We start from the raw sequence: 20,806 nt of genomic DNA, 5'->3' as shown, positions 1-20,806 counted from the left end.
CGCGGCCATCGCACTCTCTCACACAGAGCAGTTCGAACGTCTGGCCGAGGGGTGCCCCGACGCGATTCCCCGGGCGTTCATAGCCGGCGACCCCTGCTATGACCGGATGCTCGCTAGCCTGCCCCGCAGACTCCACTATCGCCATGCTTTTCGCCTGCGCCCAGGCCAGCGACTGATCACCGTCGCATCCACCTGGCGAGAGGATTCTTTGTTCGGCCTTGATCCCCTGTTCACATCTCGTCTGCTGAGTGAACTGCCCTATGACCGATATCGGGTCGCGTTGATCCTTCACCCGAATATCTGGGCCTCGCACAGCAGTTTTCAGATCAGGGCGTGGCTGGCAGAAGCCCTCCGTGCCGGGCTGATTCTCCTGCGCCCGGAAGAAGGCTGGCGAGCCGCGATCATCGCTGCCGACTGGGTGCTGTCCGACCACGGGTCGATCGGTGTCTACGCAGCGGCCCTCGGCCGGCCGGTCCTCCTCGACAAGACCGGCCAGGACATGATCGATCCGCGATCCGCGCTCGGCAGGCTCCTGACCATCGCGCCAAGTCTCGACTTGTTCGCCGCCCTTGCTCCCCAGTTGCGCCATGCTGAGGAACTGCGCGATCGATGCCGTGAGATCGCCGCCACGTGGATCAGTTCCGCGCCAGGGCGTTCGCTGCCTCTGATCCGCGACGAGGTCTACCGGATGATGGATGCAATACCACCTGACACCGAGCCCATGCTGGCGGCCGTTGATTCTCCTGAGGTCGCCGATATCTCACCCGCGTCCTTTTGGGCACATGTCGAGCCCACGGATGATCCGAGCGAGTTGTCGGTGAGTCGACTGCCCGCCTCCATCGCTCGATCCGATCCGGCCGGAGTATTGATCGTCTCCGATCAAGAACTGGACCACCGCTTAGCCGGCACGGCCGACATCATTCGAATCGGGCAGGATGAACTCCCTTGTGACGAAGCCACCTGGTCGGCTGCTGCCTTTGAGTACCGACCCGGCGTTGTGCTCACCCTCGTTCACGACGAGCGCACTGCCCGTCTGCGCACCCGAGACGGCTCACTGATCCAGGTGACCCTCGACCAGAGCGGCAGCCTCGAAGATGCCGAGCTGGTGTTCGTCGTCCTGGCCGAGCGTCTTTTCTGCGGATTGGACGATATCGCTGCACTCAGCCCCCTTACCCTGCACACCGGGCCAGATCGGTCGATCAAGGCCACGTTCGAGGTGCACGTTCACGAAAGCTTCGCCTGAATCCGCGCACATGCCTCTTGCGCGCCGACGCTCTCATAAAGCCGCAGCGCCGTCCGCCACGCTTCGGCTCCATCGCCAAGGTCACCGAGCGCCTCCCAGACCTTTGCCTCCTGGTAGGGACGGCGTGCGGCCTGAAACAGGCTCAGCGCCTCCTCGAACAGGGCATGCGCCTGGTGCGGATGCTCACGCATCAGCAGCTCGGCCTGCCCCACGAGGACCTTTCCTTCGTTGACGTGATCACGCCTGCCCTCGGCGGCGAGGCGGCGGAACAACGCGGCCGCCGCCGCGTAGCCGTCCAGCGCCGCCGCCACGTTGCCCAAAACCGCGTACGCGTCCCCCCGGTGCATCTGCAGCAGCGCCTGACTCCGCGGACGTGCCGGATCGAGGAATGGCACCGCCCGATCGAAGTTTTCCAATGCCGCCTCAGGATTGCCGCGGCGGCGCTCGGTTATGCCCAGCCATTCCAGTGCCGCGCCCACTCCGCGAGTTTCGGCGCCTTGCCTGGCCGCCGCCAGTGAACGCTGAAACCGTTGCTCCGCTTCCTCCAGTCGTCCCTGCCCCAAGTACATCTCACCCCACTGAGCCTGGATGCGGGCTTGCGCGTCCGGATTCTGGCAGGCATCAGCGTCCTGCTCGGCCCAAGCCAGAATCGTGGCTCGCTCGTCACTCCGGCCCCTGCCGGTGAAGTAGGCATGGGTGGCCTCCGCCATCTGCCATCGATAGCCCGGCGGTAGCCCCATCCCCTCCCAGACGCGGCCCGCCCGCTCCATGCATGCCATGATCGCGGGCAGATTGTCGCCGATCCACGCGATCGGGTCTCGCTGCCCCTGGGAAGCGGCGAAATCCGGCAGCGGGAACGGCGCCGGGCGCCCGTAGAGGGGGCTCAGCGTCCAGCGCTGCGACAGCCGCGTGCTCGCCGCGACCGCGCCGTGCAGGTAGTAGTCGGCGATGCGGGAGCGCAGCCGTACCCGCTCTGCGGGTTCAAGGTCTCGTCGCGCGGCCAGCGCGGCATGCTCGTAGGTGAGGTCTTCCATCAAGTAGCGGCCACGCTGATCCGATCTGACCATCGCGCGTTTGCGCAACTGCTCCAACCCTGCCGCGCCGTCGGCGGGCGCCTCGGAGAACAGTGCGGGCACCAGGCCCGGGTCGAAGTCCCGGACCGGATGGAGCCCGAGCGCGCAGTAGAGCCGGGCCGCCGACGCGCCCAATTCGCGGTACATCACCTCGAACACCGCAGAGGGCCTGGCCATGAGGTCGTCGTGCCCGGCCTCCAATGCTGCCAAGCGTCCCTGTTCGGCCATCCGCTCCACAAGGTCGGAAAGGCGAAGTCCCTCATCATCATGCAAAAGGCCGGCGGCATGGCTCGCCAGGATGGGCAACCCCGAACACAACCGGACGAGATCCGCTGTGGCCTTCGGCTCGGCCGCGATACGGTCCGCGCCAACGATCTCGACCAGCGTTTCCCTCACCGCCTCATCGGGCAGCGGTTGCAGGCTCAACCGCTGCGGCTGATACGGTGCGAGCCCTGAAAGGGGCAACCGACTGGTGGCCATGATGAGCACCCCTGGCAGGTTCGACAGAAAAGGGAGAACCTGCGCGGCCGACCGCACGTCATCCAAGAGCAGAGCCACCTTCTCCCCATCGATCAACGAGCTCAAGAGCCTCATCTTCGCCGCAGGAGTCTCGGCGGACAGCCCGTATGTCTGGCCGGTCAACGCGAAGTAGCGGTCACATACCTCCTCGACGCTCCGCCCGTGGCCCTCGCCTGGACCACCACCGCACTCCATCGCGATCTGGGCATGATCGAAACGCTGCCGGTTCTCGTTGATCCAGGTCAGGGCAAGGGTCGTCTTCCCTATGCCCGACGGCCCGGTGATGTTCCACAGACGGCTCCCGCCGGTCTCCGTCTTCTCGGCCCACATGTTGAGCGTTGTGAACTCAGGGGCACGGTCCCGAAACACCGACGTGACCGCGGGCACCAGCCGAACTGCCCGCCGAGCCTGCTGTCCTAGCTCCACCGACCCGTTGAGCGTGCCAACTTGAACCACCGTGCCGGATCGGCCATCGAATAAATTGACGCCTGCGCTCACGAGTCCCCATCTTGACTCATAATTCGGGGCACTACCAATGTGTTGAGGAACTGCTATGGGGGTTCAAAGGTCAGGTCGGGTGCGAACAACAGCCCTGACACGAATACCGTAGGGACGAAACATGCAGGCCAGCAGGGCGATCTTGGTTTGCGCAGCCGGCCGGGCGATACTCTACGCGCAGTTGGCTGGTGCCGGTTTCGAGCGGATGGGCGCATCGCGGGGGCCCTTGCTCGGATCGGCGCACCGGCGCACCGCCGCACCGTGTGCTGCGCCGGCACAGCGTGTGGGAGTACGTCAGCATCCGCGTAACGATCGAGGCCGACTCCTAGATCAACGCCGACCTCATCCCTGCCGGAACGGCCAGGCATGGCAGGCGTAGCCAGGAGTGGCCGCTGGAATGGCCGCACCGATTCTTCATCGCGCCAGTGCCGCCCAGATGGTCCCGGCGTGCGCCGAGGTCAGACACCCTTGCATGGCCGGTCCCGCCCTCTATGCCACCCTGCGGCCATCTCCCGGCTCAAGCGGCGGACCCCGCTCCCCTGAACCCCGGCCTGCGCAGCGGCGCAGGGGACTGTTCATCGCCCCGCCGCCGGGACTACACGCTGTACGCGACCATCGCCTGAAGCTGAGGGCTGGCTGCGCGCACGAGCGCGCGCTCGCCGAACGGGGCGGGGGCCGGTCACTCGGCGGGACGGGGGCCTGCGGCGCGGCGGAGCCGGTTGGCGATCGCGAGTCCCAGCCCCTCCTCCACCGGCAAGGACGCGACGATGAGGTCACACCCCTGCCCGTCGAACTCGCGCAGGAACCCGTACAGCCGGCGCGCGTAAGCGGCCATCGAGCCGGGGACCATCACCACGGCGTGCGCCTTCACCGCGGCACCGGCGAAGGGCTGCGGCACGAGGACGCCCACCTGGTGCCCGAGGTCCTGCGCGCGCTCCGCTTCGGCGATGACCCTCTGCGGCTCGGCCAGGACGACCCGGGCACGCGGCGCATAGTGCGACGGGTGCCGGCCGGGTACCCGGACCCGGCTCGCCGAGTGGACCGCGAGCGGGCGCCCCAGCACCGCCTGGAGATCTTCGCGGGTCACCCCGCCAGGCCGAAGTACGCTCGGCACATCACCCGTCACATCGACGATGGTCGATTCGACGCCGACCTCGCAGGGACCGCCGTCCAGCACGAAGTCGACGGCCTCACCGAGCTCCGCGCGGACGTGGCCGGCCGTGGTGGGGCTGACCGAGCCGAAGCGGTTGGCCGACGGGGCCGCGACACCGCCACCGAACGCCGACAGCAGCGCGAGCGCGACGGGGTGGCCGGGGACGCGTACGGCCATCGTCTCCAGGCCGCCCGTCGTCTCAAGGGGCACGCGGTGGCCGCGCCGCACCACCAGAGTCAGCGGCCCCGGCCAGAAGCGTCCGGCGAGCAGCCGCGCCGTCGCGGGCACGTCTTCGGCCCAGTCGCTCAGGTGCTCCACACCGCCGATGTGGACGATCAGCGGGTGGGTGGGCGGGCGCCCCTTGACCTGGAAGATGCGCGTGACCGCGGTAGGGTCCTCGGCGTCGGCGCCCAGGCCGTAGACGGTTTCGGTCGGGAAGGCCACCAGGCCTCCGGCGCGCAGCACACCGGCCGCCTTGTCGATGTCACTGGTCGTTGCCGTCACCCTCGCAATCCTCTCACTGTTCCATGCCGCACATCCGTGGTCTCATCGCACCCGGCCGAACGCGCTGTCGCCGACGTGCGCGTGGTGCGGACGGTTGTCCCTGTGGGCCGACAGCGACAGGACGACTGTGGCGATCAAGGTGCCTTGTGTCCCTGCCTGGCGCGCGCGCATGCCCACGCATGGCCTGCCGGTCTGTGCTGTGCGGGTGGTCGCGTCAGGATGGGGGCGTGGAGAACGACGATCTCGGCCATGCGGCGCCCCTCCCCCGGCGTGTGCGCCGCGTCGTGTCTCTGGTCCCCTCGCTGACCGATGCCATGGCGGCGACCTCGCCCGGTCTGCTCGCCGGCGCGACCGACCGGTGCTCCCACGCCGCCGATCTCGACGTCCGGCGCGTGCGCGGCACGAAGAGCCCTGAGCTGAATCGCATCGTCACACTGCGTCCCGACGTCGTGTTCGCCAACTTCGAGGAGAACCATGAAGCCGGCCTGGACGCGCTGCGGCGAACGGACCTTCGGACCTTCCGGTGCGGACGCCCGTCACCCGGACCGTCGATGAGGCGCCGGAGTCCCCGGACGGGATCCTCACATCGCCTGCCGCTCACCGCGCGCGGCCCGGCTGGACGATGCGGCCCGCCCATGGAACCGCCTTGTCGTCAACCTGCTCGGCGTGCTGGCCGCGGTACGAGCCGGACTCGGCGTCGCCGCCCTCATGCCCGCCAACCTCGAACCGGCCATGACCTGCCACCACACCGCCGCCCTGCCCGCCCTCCCCGACGTCGAGCTCGGCCTCGCCCGCCACCCGCGCTCCGAAGGCGACCCCCTGAGCGACGCCGTCGAGATCGCCCTACGACGCATGATCTGACTCGTCGCGGCCTCGCCGGGCGGCGTGGCGTGCGTGACGCCGCCATCACGGCCGTGCTGCTCTACGACCGGGGCGTGAGAAGAGGAATGCGCCCGCCTCGACATCGACGACATCGCGATCACCGCCCGCACCGGCACGATCCGCCTGCACGGTAAGGGCGATCAGGTCCGCACCGCCCCGATCCCACCGATCGCTCGCACCCGCATCTCCGCCTGGCTCGACATCCGCGGACGCCACCCCGGTCCGCTGTGGACCGGGCAGCGCGGCCCACTCACCATCTCCGGAATCGTCCAGGTCATCCTGTCCATCGGCCAGGCAGCCGGCCTGCCTGGGCTTCGACCGCATCGGCCGCGTCACACCTACGCCACCCGCCTACGCGAAGGCGGCGCCGACGTCGCCCAGGTTCAAGCCCTTCGCGGTCACGCCTCCCTCACTGACCGATTGTCGCTGCTCAAGGGCCGCGTCGACGATGACGATGCGGCCGACCAGCACCTCACGTTGACCGGCCCGAATCGGGCTGATGTGAGGGCGAACGCGATCGTAGCGAACATGTTCGCTACGATCGTGTTATCGAACCTATGCAGGAGGACGTGTCATGACCACAGAATCGGTACCGATCCTCATCGTGGGCGGCAGTCTCGTCGGCCTGTCCGCGGCGGTGTTCCTCGCCTGGCGGGGCGTACCTGCCGTTGTGGTGGAAAGGCACCCGGGCAGCTCGCCACACCCCCGCGCGATCGGGTACACCACCCGCACCCTCGAACTGTTCCGGGCCGCCGGCATCGAGGTGCCCGAATCCCCGCACGGATCGAGACCACCACGGCGTGCCCGGGTGGAAAGCCTGGCGGGCGCCTGGTTCGAGGAGTACGCCTGGACACCGGGCAGCGCACCGCCCGGCATCGAGTCCTCGCCGGTTCGGGCGACGGCCATTCCCCAGGACCGGCTCGAACCCATCCTGCGGCGGCGAGCCCTCGAACTGGGCGCCGACATCCGGCCGAGCACCGAGCTGGCCGGCTTCACCCAGGACGACGACGGGGTGAGCGCAGTGCTGCGGCACCGCGACAACGGCCAGGAGTACGGCGTGCGCGCCCGATACATGGTGGCGGCCGACGGCGCGGCCAGCGGGATTCGCACGGCTTTGGGCATCGGCCGTACGGGCGAGGGGCTGCTCTCGACACAGCGCAGCATCCTGTTCCGCGCTCCTCTCGATGAGTATCTGGAGCACGGCGTCGTCCAGTTCGAGATCGAGCAGCCGGACTTCCGGGCGTTCCTCACCACCTACTCCGACGGCCGCTGGGTCCTCATGCTCGGCGACGACGTCGGCCGCGACGAGGACGAGCAGCGGGACCTGGTACGCAAGGCGATCGGACGCACCGACGTCCCCATCGAACCGATCACCACCGGCCGCTGGGAACTGGCGGCCCTGATCGCCGACCGCTTCTCCTCCGGCCGGGTGTTCCTGACCGGCGACGCCGCCCACCAGTTGCCGCCCAACCGCGGCGGGTTCGGCGCCAACACCGGCATCGACGACGCGCACAACCTGGCCTGGAAACTCGCCGCGGTCCTGTCCGGGCAGGCGGCGCCGGCACTGCTGGACACCTATGACGCCGAACGCCGCCCGATCGCGACACTGCGGCACGAGCAGCTCTTCGCCCGCGCCGACTACAAGGCCCATCTGAAGACGCCGAAGCCGGACGTACCGGTCCTCGACGACGTCGCCCTCGAACTCGGGCAGCTCTACCGCTCGGCCGCGATCCTCGGCGCCGGGCCGGATCTGCCGCCGGCACGGCGTCCCGACGAATGGGCCGGGCAGCCCGGCACCCGGGCGCCGCACCTGCCCGTCCTCGCCGGCGGCGGAGAGGGAGAGCAGTCCATCCTGGACCTGTTCCAGCGCGACTGGGTGCTGCTGTCGGAGGACGACCGCTGGGCCATCGCCGCCGGCGATACCGGGCGACGCCTGGGCGTCCCGATCACCTTCGTGGGCATCGGCACCGACGCGAAGCCGGTGAAGCCGGACGCCTTCCCGGCCGCCTACGGCATCACCGCCACCGGCGCCACACTGGTCCGCCCCGACGGATACATCGCCTGGCGCACCACCGACGCCCCCGCCGACCGCGCCCACGCGTTGACAGCGGCGCTCGGCCACCTGACCGGGGCCGGGCAAAGCTCGGGAGAGGGCTGATCGAAAGGCTGGCGACGAACGCGTTCGTTACGCTGTGATCCATGCCGCCACGCTCCAAAACCCCGATCAGCCGCCGCGAGCGCCCCGCCAAGCCGGCCCTGACCCGCCAGGGAATCGTGGCCACGGCCGTGTCCATCCTGCGCGCCGAAGGGCCGGCGAAGGTGACCATGCGGCGGCTGGCGAAGGAGCTGGACACCGGCCCCGCCTCGCTGTACGTCTACGTGGCCAACACCGACGAGCTGCACGCCGCCATGCTGGACGAACTGCTCGGCGAGGTCGATCTGGACGCCGCCGCCCACGGCCGCGACTGGCACGAACGGCTGGTAGGAGTGCTCACCTCCTACACCTTGGTGCTGTTCGCGCATCCGGAACTGGCCCGAGCCGCCCTGGCCGCCCGGCCCAGCGGCGAGCACTACCTGAAGCTGCTGGAGCGGCTGCTGTCGCTGCTCGACGAGGGCGGGGTGCCACCGGCGCAGGCGGCCTGGGGCGTGGACGCGCTGCTGCAGGCGGCCACCGCCACCGCGGCCGAAACATCGGCGCGCGCGCAGGCGCCGCACGCCGACCAGGAGTGGGACGCGCTGAGCGAGGCCCTGCACGGAGCCGACGAACGAGCCCACCCGCACCTGCACGCCCTGGCCGCCCAACTTCTCGACGGCACCCCGCAGCAGCGCCTGTCGTGGCATTTCCGGATGCTCATCAACGGCATCGCCCACACGCCCGTGGGCGACTGACCCTGCCCACGCTCACACCACTTGAGCGTGTGGAGGATGCCAGGCGCGTGCGCAGGCTACGATTCGATGTCCAACCCGGAGGAATCGCTCCACGTTCGGATGGGATCGCCGTGAGTGAGCTGATGCGCGTGCCTCTGCCCAGCGGAGGCCGTCTGATCGTGGAGGTGTCCGAGCAGGACGCGGGCGTACGGCGGGCGTCGCGATCCGGTGAGATGATCGACGCGGCCATGGACACGTTCCAAACCGCGCTCCAGCCCATCCAGGAGGCCGCCGAGACCGCCCTCGACACCTTCCGCAAGGCCCGTCCCGACGGGATCGAGATCGAGTTCGGGGTACGCCTCAACGCCGAGGCGGGCGCGGTGATCGCCAAGACCACCGCCGAAGGGCACCTCACCGTCAAACTGACCTGGCAGCAGCACCCGGAGGCGTGAGATGCGGCCCTGGCTGGTCCGCGTCCGCCGGGGCGAGCGGCCGTGCGGCGCGGGCGTCCTGGTCGATGACCGGCACATCGTGACCTGCGCCCATGTGGTGAACGACGCCCTGCGCAGGCACGCGCGCGCATCCGAGCACCCGGCGGAGACGGTGGAGGTCGACTTCGCCGCGTTCGCCGGGCAAGGCGTGATCGAGGCGAAGGTCACCGACGACGGCTGGTTCCCGATCACCACGGGGGAACGCGGCGACGTCGCCGTGCTGCGCCTGCTGTCCCCGCCGCCGCGCGATGCCTCCCCCGCCTCGCTGAGCCGGGACGTCCAGCGTGGCACGCCGATCCGCGCGTACGGCTACCCGCCCGGGATGGACCTCGGCGTCTGGGCGACCGGCTACGAGGTCGGCGACCGCGGCGGCGCGGAGTGGATTCAACTGGACGCCATCCGCGTCACCGGACGCAGGATCGAGCACGGCTTCAGCGGCACACCGGTCGAGGACGAACGCACCGGTCACGTGCTGGGCATCGTGGTGGCCGAGGATGTCGAGGAAACCGCGAAAGTAGCGTGGATGCTGCCCCTCGGCGAGATCGACGCCCACTGGCCCGGCCTGCGAGCCGCGGCGCTCCCATCGGAGCTGGCCGCACTGCTGCGCCGGGTCCGCCAGGTGACCGACGAACTGCCCTACAAGCCGTCCGGTCCGCGCGGCAGGCGTGCCCTGTCCACGGTCTACGTGCGGCAGAGCGCGGCGGCCCTGGAGGAGACCCGCAGGATGCGCGAGGACGGCACCCCCGACGACGGCCCTCCGTCGGTGGAGGACCTGCGGGTGTCGGGCCTGGCGCAGCCGTTCGAGCAGATCTTCGGCCAGCACGACCACCTGGTCCTGGAAGGCGCGGCGGGCCTGGGCAAGACCACTTTGGGCAACACCCTGGCCGGCCGGCTCGCCGAAGGTCTGCTGTCTCGTGCTCCGGCCGCCGACGCTCTGGTCCCGGTCGTGATCCCGGCCCGGCGGCTGGCCTTTCACATGAACCTGAGCTGGGCCGATGCGCTCGCGACCGCGGTGGCCGAGGAGTACGGCAGACTGGCGGGCGGCCCGCTGAACGCCGCCCGCTTCACCAGGCCGGTGGACGGGCTGCGCTGGCTGGTGGTCGTAGACGCACTCGACGAGGTGCCCGATCAGTCGGATCGGGAGACGCTGCTGTACGCGCTGGCCGACCAGATGGCCGACCCCGACGCTCCGGCGCGGCTCGTCATCACCACCCGGCCGCTGCCGCCCGGCGAGGTGGAGCGGCTGCGCGGCGCTCGCATCGGCCTGTACGAGCTACAGCCCTTCGATGAGGAGGCCCTGACCAAGTTCGCCCGTAACTGGTTCGACCCCGGCGGCACGCCGGCGGGCGACCGGGCCGCGCAGGAGTTCCTTGAGCAGGTGCGCCTGGCCGGGCTGGACAGCATCCTCAACGTGCCGCTGCTCGCCACGGTCGCGGCTCTGGTCTTCGAGTCCCGCCGCTCGCTCCCGGCCAGCCGCTACGAGCTGTACGAGGAATGCATCGAGCGCTTCGCCGAGGCCCGCCGCGAGGCGAGAGCCGCCGCGCTGCCGGATGACGGCGCGCTCGCGCACCGGCTGGAGGAGCGCCGCGCGAACCTGATGGAACGGCTGGCCGTCGCCTACACCTCGACGGAGCGCCCGCTGCCTGCGGTCGCCCGCGAGATGCTGGCCGAGGAGATGCCGTCACCGGGGGGCTGGGAGCAGGAGATCGAGGAGTGGCTCGTCCAGACGGGGATCATCCGCCGTGTGGGCACGCGTCTGGAGTTCATCCATCAGACGTTCGCCGAGCACCTCGCGGCCAACGCCGACGCGAAGGCGCTTCCGCCGTTCCACCCGGGCGACCAGGAATGGGAGGACCTCCTCATCCGGTTCCGGCTCGGTGAGGAGAAGGCCGGCCGGGTGCTGGTCCACCACCTGCACCGTTCCGGCCACGACGGCGCCGTACTCGACCATCTGCAGGGCGGCACTCGCGACGACATGGAGCTCGCCGGAAAGCTGATCGCCCAGGGTGTGCCGTGCGGCGAGGGCCAACGCAGGGCGTACCTGGCCTGGATCACGGACCGGCTCCTCACTGGCGGAAAGCCCGATCTCCAGCCGATGGCCGGTCTGATCCGGCACCAAGACGTGCGCGCCTGGCTGGAGCGGTTGCTGAGTCACCCCGATGTCGCCCCGGCGGCCAAGGTGGTGATGATCGACCTGCTCCGGGAGCGTTCGGAGATCGCTCGCCAGGACGTCCTGTCGCTGCTCACCAGCCTGGCGACGGACAACGGCGCGCCAGATGTGCGCATCGCCGCGGCCACCGTCCTGGCGAAGTACGGCGAACCACACCGCACCCGAGCCGCCGAAGCACTCGCGGACCTGGCGAACCGCTTGCACGGCGAGGATGACGTGCGTCAGGACGCGGCGATCGAGCTGGCGAACCTCGGCGGCGACCACCGCGTCCGGGCCGCCGACGCGCTGCAACACATGGCCGACAACACGTCGCAGGACCTCTGGAAGCGGCTCGACCGGGCCAGGGAGCTCGCCAAGATCGACGACGCCGGCCGCCTGCGCGCGGGCGCCGCGCTGCGGCGCATGGCCGAGGAGGCGTCGGCCCATGTCGACAGCCGTTGCCACGCCGCGGTGGAACTGGCCAAACTCGGCGGCGACCACCGAAGGCAGGCGAACGAGATCCTCGCCCGGATGGCGGCGAGCTCCCGGCTGATGGCGACCGCGCGGTTGGAGATCTGGACCGCGCGAGCCAAGATCGACCCGGCCTGCCGCGGGGAGGCGGCGGCCGTCCTGCGCGACATCGCCGTCGATCCGGCGAACTCTTTCTGGGACAGAGCGGAAGCCGCTCAGGCGCTGGCCGACCTCGGTGCCGAACATCGGGCGATCGCGGCAGATGTGCTGGAATCGCTCATCGCCGATCCTCGCCACCACGACAGTCGCAGCTTCATCAGCGTCATGCACCTGTCGAACCTGGGAGAGCGGTTCCACGACCGCGTCGCGAGCGCGCTGTATTCGAGCATTGTCACGCAACGCTCACAGGGCTACAACCTCGAAGCGGCGGAGAAGCTGATCGAGCTCGGGCCGGGCCATCGCGATCGTGCCGCGGACGCCCTGCGGCGACTCTCGGCGGACCCTGTGCTCTCGGCAGACGATCGCTTCGAGGCCGCGCAGATGCTGGCCCAGATGGGTGCCGGCCACCGGTCACATGCCGCCGAAGCGCTCGGCGACATCGCCGCCATGCCTGCGGTGGCCCCGTCCCTGCGCGGCCTGGCGGCCCTTGAACTGGCCAAACTCGGCCCCGAACACCGTATGAGCGTGCTCGCGCTGATGGGTGACCTGCTGCACGACTCCTTCTCCGCCCAGCCGGACCGCATCACCGCCGCCCGCGTCATGGCGACGCTCCAGCCTGAGGCGAGCCCGCTGGCGTCCCTGGTCGTCCAGGCCATCGCCCGGCATCCCGGCACCGAGCCGTCCGCCCGGCTGCAGGCCGCCGAGGCGCTGCTGGAGCTGGGACCGCGGTACCGGGCGAAAGCGATCGACGCGCTGGTTCAGGTCGTCGCCGACCCGCTCACCGACATCCGTGGGACGGCCATCCAGACGGTGGCCGACCTGGCCGGGGAGCATAGTGAGCAGATCGCCGAATCGCTCGGGCGGGTAGCCACCGATCCCACCGTCGCCCCCCGGAACCGGCTGACCGCCGCCATGCACCTGGCATACCTGGGGCCGGAGGACGAATCGCGGCGAGCGGCCCTTGACGCCGTCGCTGCCGACCCGCTGACCGCCCCTTTCACCCGATGGCAGGCGTTGGAGGCGCTGGGCTGGTTCGATCCGGCCGACCGGGACGCCGCCGCCGGCGAGGCCACCGCCACCTGCCTTGGCCCCGGGATCAAAAGCCAGGACCGCGCGAGCATCATCGACTCCCTGATCGAATGGGGCGACGACCACATCCCGCGCGCCGCCGAGATCTTGACCGCCCTGATGGGGAGCGCCATCGGCACCTACACAAGAGCAGGATGCGCGCAGCAACTGATCACGATCGGCGCCGATGATGAGCGCGTCTTCGAGGTGATCGCCGATGACGCCGCGCATACGACGCGTGATTTCGAGTCCCGCCGCTTGGCAGAGGTCGTCGCCGCTCTCGGTGACGCCCAGCATGACCGCTTCGCCGCCCTGCTGCGCGGGCTGGCCGCCGACCCCGAGCGCTCCGCCCCGCTTCGCCGCACCGCCGCCGAGCGCCTCGCCGACCTCGGCGGCCATCACCGCGCCATCGCCGTGGAGCAGCTTCACGAGCTGGGCAGGCAACCGGAAGGCCGAGCCGGCAGAGCACGCACGCTGGTGTCGCTGTGGCGCTACGACCCCGAGGCCCGCGAGCATGCGATCGAGGAACTGACCCAGATCATCACGACTCCGGCGCCGCCTCCGAGCGAAGACACGTCTGCCCTTCTTGGCGCGGCCCAGCATGTGGCGGCGGCGGGCAGAGGTCACCGCGACCAGGCCGCGAGGACGATGGCCGCGTGGGTGACCACGGCCGAGGTGTCTTCGTGGTTCCGCCGCGACGCCGCGATGGCTCTGGCCGGCTTCGGCCCGGAGCAGCAGAGCATGGCTTCCGACGCGCTCGCGCGCGCCTCCGCCCTGCCGTCCCTGCATCCCGAGGACCGCCTCGATGCCGCCGAACCGGCCGCGCAGCTCGGGTCGCCGGATCACGAGCCGCCCGGACGCGCCCTGCTCGCCCTGTGCACCGCCGCCGGAATCGACCCGTTCACCCGGCGCCGCGCCGCAACGTCCCTCGCCCGCCTCGGGCCCGGTCTCCTCGATCGCGCCCTGGCCGTACTGCGCGATCTTGGGGACGACGCCGACGACTGGAACCGTCTGTGGTCCGCTGAGGCGCTGATGGAGCTGGGCCCACGTGCTCGCGAGGCAGCGGCCGGCGTCCTGACCCGCTTGACGGCCGACACCAAGGCCGGGCGGCTGCATCGCGCTCTTGCCGCCGCCGCGCTCACCTGCCTGGAGCAGTTGTCCGATCACCATGCCGCCGAGGGCCTTGCGACGCTGGCCACCGACTGCTCTGCCCGCGGGTGGGACCGCTTGCAGGCCGTGGAGGCCCTGCTCCGGCTCAACCCCGCGCTGCGCGAACGAGGCGGGCGCCTGCTCGGCGACCTCACCGACGACGCTCGCCTGCGCCCGTGGGAGCGACGCCAGGCGGCCGACCTGCTCGCCAGGCTCGGCCCGGGCCATCGCGCCCAGGCGGCGCGGCGACTCGCCGTGCTCGCCGAGGAGACGTCCGCCGATCCCTGGGAGCGGGCCGAGGCCGCGCTCGCGGCGGCCGAACTGGATCCCGGTTGCCGGGCCCGTTCCGCCGGCCTGATCGAGATGATCGCCGAAGATCCGGACATCTCCCCTGCGCAGCGGCGGTATGCGGCCATGACGCTGGCACGGTTCGGCCCGTCCGCGGCGGAGCGGGCGGCGGAGGCCCTGCGTGCGATCTCCACCGACGGGCGTGTCGCGGCCGTCGAGCGTCGCAGGGCGGGCAACGACCTGACCGAGCTCGGTCTCGCATGGGTCGGCCAGGCCACCGAGTCGCTGCGTCTTGTGGCGGCGGACGGTTCGACGCCACCGGCCGACCGCCGCGACGCCGTACGCCGGCTGGCTCGGTTCGGAGGCGAACGGCGACGCGGCGCTCTCCGCGTTCTTGAGGAGATGGCGGAGGATCCGTCACTTGACGCGGCGGATCGAACGCTGGCCGCCCTGGAGATCGCCGATATCGGAGAACGGAACTGGCCGGGAGCGGCCCAGCAGCTCGCCCGGCTCGCCCGTGACACGACCGCCACGCCGAAGTACCGCAGGGCGGCGGCCGAGGCCTTGGCCGACCTCGACGACGAACACCGCACCGAGGCCACCCTCGTATTGAAGGACCTGCTCGAAGAAGCCGATCCCGTCCACGTGGCCGCCACGCACATCTCGCTCGCCGCCCTTGACGCGACTCATCGCCTCGCCGCCGCCGGGGCCCTCCACCGGTCGGCGATCGACCCGTCGATCGACCATGACGCCAGGACCAAGATCGCCGAATCGCTCGCCGGCCTCGGATACCAGCACACCCACGCCGCCATCGAGATCCTGCGTGAACTCGCCGTCGATCCCGGCACCGACTCCGACGGCCGCTTCGCCGCCGCCGACGCACTCGGCCGAATCGTCAATTCCACCGGCCGCGTCAAGGAACTCCGCCCTCGGCCGGCGCCGGAAGACTAGTCGGCCGCCCCGGACCTGCGGACTGCGCTCTGATGCGCACTCACCCGCGCCGGTCCCACTGGTGACGCAGATCGGCGGTACCGGCAACCAGGATCGAACCGGCGGGGCCATGGCCGACGATGCCGATCTCATCGCTGGTACGGGCGCGCGACCGCAGCGTCAGACACGCGATCGGGTCGTCGTTGCAGGGGTGGCGTCCGCCCACCGGCGTCGTATGCCGAACGGCTGGTGATCATGTCTGACGATCCCTGTCCAGTGCTCGCGGGCCGGGCCGGACCTGTAGGGGCCTGTCGTGGTCGGCTCGGTCGTCGGGGTCGAGGTCGAGCGTGACGCCGTCGGTGAGCCGCAGCGAACGCCGGGTGCCGGCGCGCTCGGCGCACACCGCGGCCACGCTGATCGGCGGCCGACACACGGTGCGACTCGTCCACGCCGTACCGCCCGAAGCCCCGGAAAGCCGCGCTCCATGATGAAGACCATGGGCGAGGCGTGACTGTCAGCAGTGAGCAGCGCCGATGTCGCAGGTCACTCGTCGCGGTCCGCAGAGTCAGGAGCAGGTCGATTCGCGTGGTCGTAGGCTTCCTGCGACGCCGACACGTCGCCGAGGTGCGCGATCGCCCATTCCTGTAGTGCGCGCAGCGGCTCGCGCAGGGTGCGGCCCGCCTCGGTGAGCGTGTACTCGACGCGGGCCGGGACTTCGGGGTAGACGGTGCGGCGCACGAGCCCGTCCCGTTCGAGCCCGCGGAGAGTCTGGGTGAGCATCTTCTGCGAGACGCCCTCGATGCGTCGGCGCAGCTCCGAGAAGCGGGCGCTGCCGTCCCAGAGGGCGCCCACGATGAGCACCGTCCAACGGTCGCCGATGCGATCCAGGATGCGGCGGGTCGGGCAGTCCGCACGGTAAGGGCTGCCGTGGAGCGCCGACTCGGCCGGGGTGGTTACCACAAAGTGCCTTCTTCCCACTGGAGAGTTGCTCTCATACGGTAATCGCAGTGCGTCGCCCGACGCCACCCGTCTCCCAGAAAGGCACCTCGTGTCTCGTATCACCGTCATCGGCGGCACCGGCTATGCCGGTTCGGCCATCGTCGCCGAGGCCGCTGCCCGGGGTCACCAGGTCACCGCGCTGAGCCGCTCGTTCCCCGACGCGCCGGTCCCGGACGTGACCTATGTCCAAGGCGACGCCACCGACGAAACAACGCTCCGAGCCCTCATCGAGGGCGCGGACGTCGTAGTGGGCGCACTCGCCCCACGCGGCCCGCTGGCCGGCAGCTTCCGCGACGTCTACCGCACCATCGCGCGTCTGGCCGATGCCGCGGGCGCGACCCTGTACATCGTCGGCGGCGCCTCGTCGCTGCGCCCGGCGCCCGGGGCGGATCGCTTCGTCACCGACCTCGGCCACGTCCCCGCAGAGCTCCACGACGAGATCCTCGCCGGGGCGGCGCTCATCATCGAGGACCTCCCGGCCACACCCGCGACCCTCGGCTGGGTCTTTGTCAGCCCGGCGCTCAGGTTCGGCGCGCATATGCCCGGCGAACGACTCGGCCGTTACCGGCTCGGCGGCGACGTCGCGGTCCAGCCCGAGGACGGCGGTGCGATCTCCGCCGCGGACTACGCCCTCGGGTTCGTCGATCTGATCGAGAAGGGCGACCACCACAGGGCACAGGTCAACCTCGCCCACTGAGGTGATCCCAGCGAGATTCGGTTCGCCGTCCGGCGCCCAAGCGCAAGAAGGGCACGTTCCATCATGGACGATGGATATGAAAAGACGGATTACCGGGGATTCGGACCCGTCCTCGGGCTGCCGATCCAGGACTCCCGGGTGGATCTCGCGGCCTTGCCCCCGAATCTCCAGGCGGTGGTGCAGGAGTTCTTCCCGCCCGTGGTCCAGAGGGCGAAGGAGCCGCTGGTCGGCGTCACGACGGACGGGCACGTCGTACCCGATCTGTTCGCCCTCCAGGACACCGGCTGGAATCCCGAGCCGCGAGTAAGGCGGCGACCGCCTTCCTCGACTCCCTCACTCCCGCGCAGCGCGAAGACGTCCTGTTCGCCATCGACGCGGACGAATGGCGTATGTGGATCAATGCCTTTCCGAACTGGGATCCGCACGGCCTGCGCCTTACGGACCTTGAGCCCGGGCAGCGCGACCGTGCGCTCGCGATCCTGGAGGCGTCCTTATCCGCCACCGGCTTCTCCGACGCTCGGACGGCGATGAAACTCAACGCCGCGCTCGGCGAGCTGATCGGCCGGTAGCGCGACACCCTCACCGAATACGGTTACTCCATCGCACTGTTCGGCACCCCCTCGGCAACGGAGCCGTGGGGATGGCAACTGTGGGGCCACCACCTCGACGTGCACTGCTTCATCATCGGCCGGCAGATGGTCCTCACCCCGGCCTTCATCGGCGCCGAGCCCACCGAGGCCGACCGCGGTACCCACAAGGGCCTGCGGCTGCTCGTCGAGCAGCGGACGGCCGGACTCGACCTGCGGCGCAGCTTGCGCCCTGAACAGGCACGTCAGGCCGTTCTCCACACATCGATGCGGATGCAGGACCTGCCCGCCGAACTCGCCGACCCCGTCAACGGCAGGCTCCTGGGCGGCGCCGCCCAGGACAATCGGGTCATCCCCTACGCGGGGCTACCGGCCGGCGGGCTCTCCCATGGGCAACGGGAGTCGCTGCTCCACCTGGTGCAGACCTACGCGCGGCGACTCCCGGACGGTCCCGCCGCCGCGTTCATGGAAGGCATCGAGCGGCATCTCGACGAAACGCACATCGCCTGGATCGGCGGGAGCGGCGACGATGACGCCTTCTACTACCGCATCCACAGCCCCGTCGTCCTGATCGAATACGACTGTCAGCAAGGCGTCTTCCTCGACAACGACCAGCCCGAACCGTTCCATGTCCACACCATCGTGCGCACCCCCAACGGCGGCGACTACGGACGCGACCTGCTGCGCCGGCACCTCGCCCGTCACCATCCACAGCGACGCAGAGGAGCGATCGGCGTCCGGCAGCCCGGTTTCCCGTCGTGAGGGGATGTTCTCGCGGACGTTCGGCGGTGAGCACCGGACCGGGGTCAGGTTTCACGGCTCCAGGCTGGTGAGGTCGAGCCGGGCCAGCCGGTCGGGGTCGGACAAGATGTCGATTGTGGCGATCTTGCCGTCGGAGATGGTGAAGCTCATGACGGAGATGAGCCGGTCGTCGATGGTGTTGACCAGGCCGGCGAGGCCGTTGACGAGCGCCGGGCGGGTGGCGGCGCTGGTGGCCATGCGCTCGAAGGTGGCGAGCTGTCCGGCCACGGCCGTGACGCCGCGGAGCACCTTCAGGCCGCCGGTGAGCGTCCCGCCGTCGGCGCGCAGTACCACGCCGGGGTCGAGAATGGACACCAGCGCCTCGAAGTCGCCGCCGCGCGCGGCGGCCAGGAACGCCTCCACCACTCGGCGCTGATCGGCCAGGTCGGGGTCGGGGTTCGGGGCGGCGCCGCGCACGCGCCGGCGGGCGCGGCTGGCGAGCTTCTTGGCTGCCGCGGGGGTGCGGTCCACGATGGGCGCGATCTGGTCGAACGGCAGGCCGAACATGTCATGGAGCACGAACGCGAGCCGTTCGGCCGGGGTCAGGGACTCCAGCACGACCAGCAGCGCCAGGCCCACCGAGTCGGCCAGCAGCACTTCCTGCTCCGGGTCGACGGCATTCGCACGGCTGATCACCGGGTCGGGCAGGCGTTCCTCCAGCGGCTCCTCGCGCCGGGACCTGCGGGCGCGGAGCATGTCCAAGCACACCCGGCCGACCACGGTGGTCAGCCAGCCACCGAGATTTTCGATGTCGCCCGCCTCCGAACGCGCCAGCCGCAGCCATGCCTCCTGAACCGCGTCCTCGGCCTCGCTCAGCGAGCCGAGCATGCGGTAGGCGACCGCCTTCAGATGGGGACGGTGCCCCTGGAACCGGTCGGCCAGAAAATCCTGGGGCGTCATGGTCGCGTTCCTCTCCAACGGCAAAACGTTGTACCGGTGACGCATCGAACCAGCGAAAGGTGACGGCGCACGCACCCGGTCACCTCTCCCCCGGACCATCCGTCATGCCCGCAATCGACCCTCACTCACGAAGGGTTTCAGGCGATGAGCAGGACGGATGTCCACGGAACGGTTGAGAACGGCTTCGAGCCGGTGCGCGAGACCTTCGCCGCGGTGGTGGCCGAGCAGGACGGCCAGGCGGGCGCGCAGCTCGCCGCCTACGTACGCGGCCAGCGGGTGGTGGACCTGTGGGCCGGGGAGGAGGTGAGCGGCGATACGCTCACCGGCGTCTACTCCTCCACCAAGGGCGCCGCGACGCTGGTGACGGCGCTGCTGGTCCAGGAGGGCGTCCTCGATCTCGACGAGCCGGTGGCCCGGCACTGGCCGGAGTTCGCCGCCGCCGGCAAGGAAAGGATCACGCTGCGGGATGTGCTGACCCACCGCTCCGGCGTGATCGGCATCGACGGCGGGCTGCCGGCGGACGAACTGGCCGACGACGCGATGATCGCCCGCCGCCTGGCCGGGCAGCGGCCGTACTGGCGGCCCGGCTCGGCCTACGGCTACGGCGGGTTCGTCACGTTCGCCATGGCGGGCGAGGTGATCCGGCGGGTGACGAGGCGGTCGCTGCAACAGGTGTACGACGAGCGCATCCGGATCCCGTACGGGCTGGATCTCTATCTGGGGCTGCCCGAGACCGAGGAGGACCGGTTCCGGCCGATCCAATGGTGGACGGCCACGCCGGAGCAGGAGGCCGCGTTCCGGTCGAACCTCCCCGGCCCGCACAGCATTCCCGGCATCGGTTACGGGCTCAACAGCACACCACCGCTGGACCAGGTGGCCTTCGCCAACTCCCGCGCCGTCCGCGCGAACGGCCAGGCGTCGGGCGGCGGGGTGGGCAGCGCGCGCGGCCTGGCCGGCCTGTACGCGGCGGCCGTCTGGGGCATCGACGGACGCCCCCCGCTGCTCAAGCAGGACACCGTCGCCGGGTTCGCCCAGATCCACTCTGTCGGCACCGACCTGGTCCGCGGCGAGCAGGGCAACTACGCGCTCGGTTTCCAGGCCAAGGGCCTGCGATATGCGTTCCTGAGCGCGAACGCGTTCGGCCACGACGGTTCGGCGGGCTCGGAGTCCTTCGCCGACCCGCGCAGCGGCATCGCCTTCGGCTACACCCGGCGCCGCTTCGGCTTCGGCTGGTCCTACCCCGAGCACGACCGGCTCGCCGCCGCCGTTCACCGCGCCGCCACGCCCGCCTGAGGAGCTTCGGATGAGTACACCAATCGCCAGCAGATCGGCGGCGCGCTCGGCCTGGCCGTCCTGGCCGGCATCGCCGGCACGGCC

At 70.4% G+C, this 20,806-nt stretch carries 14 protein-coding genes and 3 pseudogenes; 11 read left to right on the top strand and 6 right to left on the bottom strand.

Features of this window, described 5'->3' with window-relative positions; all coding sequences use genetic code 11:
- Positions 1 to 106: 106 nt before the first annotated feature.
- Positions 107 to 1,243: a hypothetical protein gene (locus tag ACH34R_RS37470; protein ID WP_397566331.1), complete on the top strand. Its 1,137-nt coding sequence runs from the start codon at positions 107 to 109 to the stop codon at positions 1,241 to 1,243.
- On the opposite strand, the gene ACH34R_RS37465 is transcribed toward ACH34R_RS37470, so the two are convergent.
- On the bottom strand, positions 1,225 to 3,333 hold the full coding sequence (locus tag ACH34R_RS37465; RefSeq protein WP_397566330.1) for a tetratricopeptide repeat protein: 2,109 nt from the start codon (positions 3,331 to 3,333) through the stop codon (positions 1,225 to 1,227). The genes ACH34R_RS37470 and ACH34R_RS37465 overlap by 19 nt on opposite strands.
- 679 nt (positions 3,334 to 4,012) lie before the next feature.
- Positions 4,013 to 4,990, bottom strand: a complete 978-nt coding sequence (locus ACH34R_RS37460) for an L-threonylcarbamoyladenylate synthase (RefSeq protein ID WP_397566329.1) — start codon at positions 4,988 to 4,990, stop codon at positions 4,013 to 4,015.
- 23 nt (positions 4,991 to 5,013) lie between these two features.
- On the opposite strand from ACH34R_RS37460, the pseudogene ACH34R_RS37455 reads away from it, so the two are divergent.
- The 7 genes and pseudogenes from ACH34R_RS37455 to ACH34R_RS37425 form a co-directional block, all read left to right on the top strand.
- A pseudogene (locus tag ACH34R_RS37455) lies at positions 5,014 to 5,439 on the top strand (helical backbone metal receptor); the annotation flags it as partial.
- A gap of 217 nt (positions 5,440 to 5,656) precedes the next feature.
- Positions 5,657 to 5,851: a hypothetical protein gene (locus tag ACH34R_RS37450; protein WP_397566369.1), complete on the top strand. Its 195-nt coding sequence runs from the start codon at positions 5,657 to 5,659 to the stop codon at positions 5,849 to 5,851.
- 102 nt (positions 5,852 to 5,953) lie between these two features.
- A pseudogene (locus ACH34R_RS37445) lies at positions 5,954 to 6,223 on the top strand (hypothetical protein); the annotation flags it as partial.
- Between the two features lie 223 nt (positions 6,224 to 6,446).
- Positions 6,447 to 8,030, top strand: coding sequence for an FAD-dependent monooxygenase (locus ACH34R_RS37440; protein WP_397566328.1), 1,584 nt, complete (start codon positions 6,447 to 6,449; stop codon positions 8,028 to 8,030).
- 41 nt (positions 8,031 to 8,071) lie between these two features.
- Positions 8,072 to 8,761: a TetR/AcrR family transcriptional regulator gene (locus tag ACH34R_RS37435; protein WP_397566327.1), complete on the top strand. Its 690-nt coding sequence runs from the start codon at positions 8,072 to 8,074 to the stop codon at positions 8,759 to 8,761.
- 122 nt (positions 8,762 to 8,883) lie between these two features.
- Positions 8,884 to 9,192, top strand: coding sequence for a CU044_2847 family protein (locus tag ACH34R_RS37430; protein ID WP_397566326.1), 309 nt, complete (start codon positions 8,884 to 8,886; stop codon positions 9,190 to 9,192).
- Between the two features lies 1 nt (position 9,193).
- Positions 9,194 to 15,466, top strand: coding sequence for a trypsin-like peptidase domain-containing protein (locus tag ACH34R_RS37425; RefSeq protein ID WP_397566325.1), 6,273 nt, complete (start codon positions 9,194 to 9,196; stop codon positions 15,464 to 15,466).
- Positions 15,467 to 15,506: 40 nt separating this feature from the next.
- Here the strand turns inward: ACH34R_RS37425 and ACH34R_RS37420 are convergent, their stop codons facing one another.
- From ACH34R_RS37420 to ACH34R_RS37410, 3 genes are all read right to left on the bottom strand, one after another.
- Positions 15,507 to 15,671 (bottom strand): hypothetical protein, encoded by a 165-nt coding sequence (locus ACH34R_RS37420; RefSeq protein ID WP_397566324.1) that lies wholly within the window; start codon positions 15,669 to 15,671, stop codon positions 15,507 to 15,509.
- A 27-nt stretch (positions 15,672 to 15,698) separates the two neighbouring features.
- Positions 15,699 to 15,878, bottom strand: a complete 180-nt coding sequence (locus ACH34R_RS37415) for a hypothetical protein (protein WP_397566323.1) — start codon at positions 15,876 to 15,878, stop codon at positions 15,699 to 15,701.
- A 110-nt stretch (positions 15,879 to 15,988) separates the two neighbouring features.
- Positions 15,989 to 16,405, bottom strand: coding sequence for a winged helix-turn-helix transcriptional regulator (locus ACH34R_RS37410; RefSeq protein ID WP_397566322.1), 417 nt, complete (start codon positions 16,403 to 16,405; stop codon positions 15,989 to 15,991).
- 88 nt (positions 16,406 to 16,493) lie between these two features.
- Here ACH34R_RS37410 and ACH34R_RS37405 point away from each other — a divergent pair, with 88 nt between their 5' ends.
- Together ACH34R_RS37405 and ACH34R_RS37400 are read left to right on the top strand one after the other, a co-directional pair.
- The gene (locus ACH34R_RS37405) at positions 16,494 to 17,141 is read left to right on the top strand and encodes an NAD(P)-dependent oxidoreductase (protein WP_397566321.1); all 648 of its coding nucleotides are present in this window, start codon (positions 16,494 to 16,496) and stop codon (positions 17,139 to 17,141) included.
- Between the two features lie 98 nt (positions 17,142 to 17,239).
- A pseudogene (locus tag ACH34R_RS37400) lies at positions 17,240 to 18,490 on the top strand (DUF3500 domain-containing protein).
- A 51-nt stretch (positions 18,491 to 18,541) separates the two neighbouring features.
- Here the strand turns inward: ACH34R_RS37400 and sigJ are convergent.
- The gene (sigJ, locus tag ACH34R_RS37395; protein ID WP_397566320.1) at positions 18,542 to 19,429 is read right to left on the bottom strand and encodes an RNA polymerase sigma factor SigJ; all 888 of its coding nucleotides are present in this window, start codon (positions 19,427 to 19,429) and stop codon (positions 18,542 to 18,544) included.
- A 144-nt stretch (positions 19,430 to 19,573) separates the two neighbouring features.
- On the opposite strand from sigJ, the gene ACH34R_RS37390 reads away from it, so the two are divergent.
- Positions 19,574 to 20,722 (top strand): serine hydrolase domain-containing protein, encoded by a 1,149-nt coding sequence (locus ACH34R_RS37390; protein WP_397566319.1) that lies wholly within the window; start codon positions 19,574 to 19,576, stop codon positions 20,720 to 20,722.
- Positions 20,723 to 20,806: the final 84 nt, after the last annotated feature.

The sequence above is a fragment of the Spongiactinospora sp. 9N601 genome, assembly GCF_044326295.1.
Lineage (GTDB): Bacteria > Actinomycetota > Actinomycetes > Streptosporangiales > Streptosporangiaceae > Spongiactinospora > Spongiactinospora gelatinilytica.
Note: the sequence above shows the minus strand (reverse complement) of the source record. Positions and strands in the feature narration are given on the sequence as shown.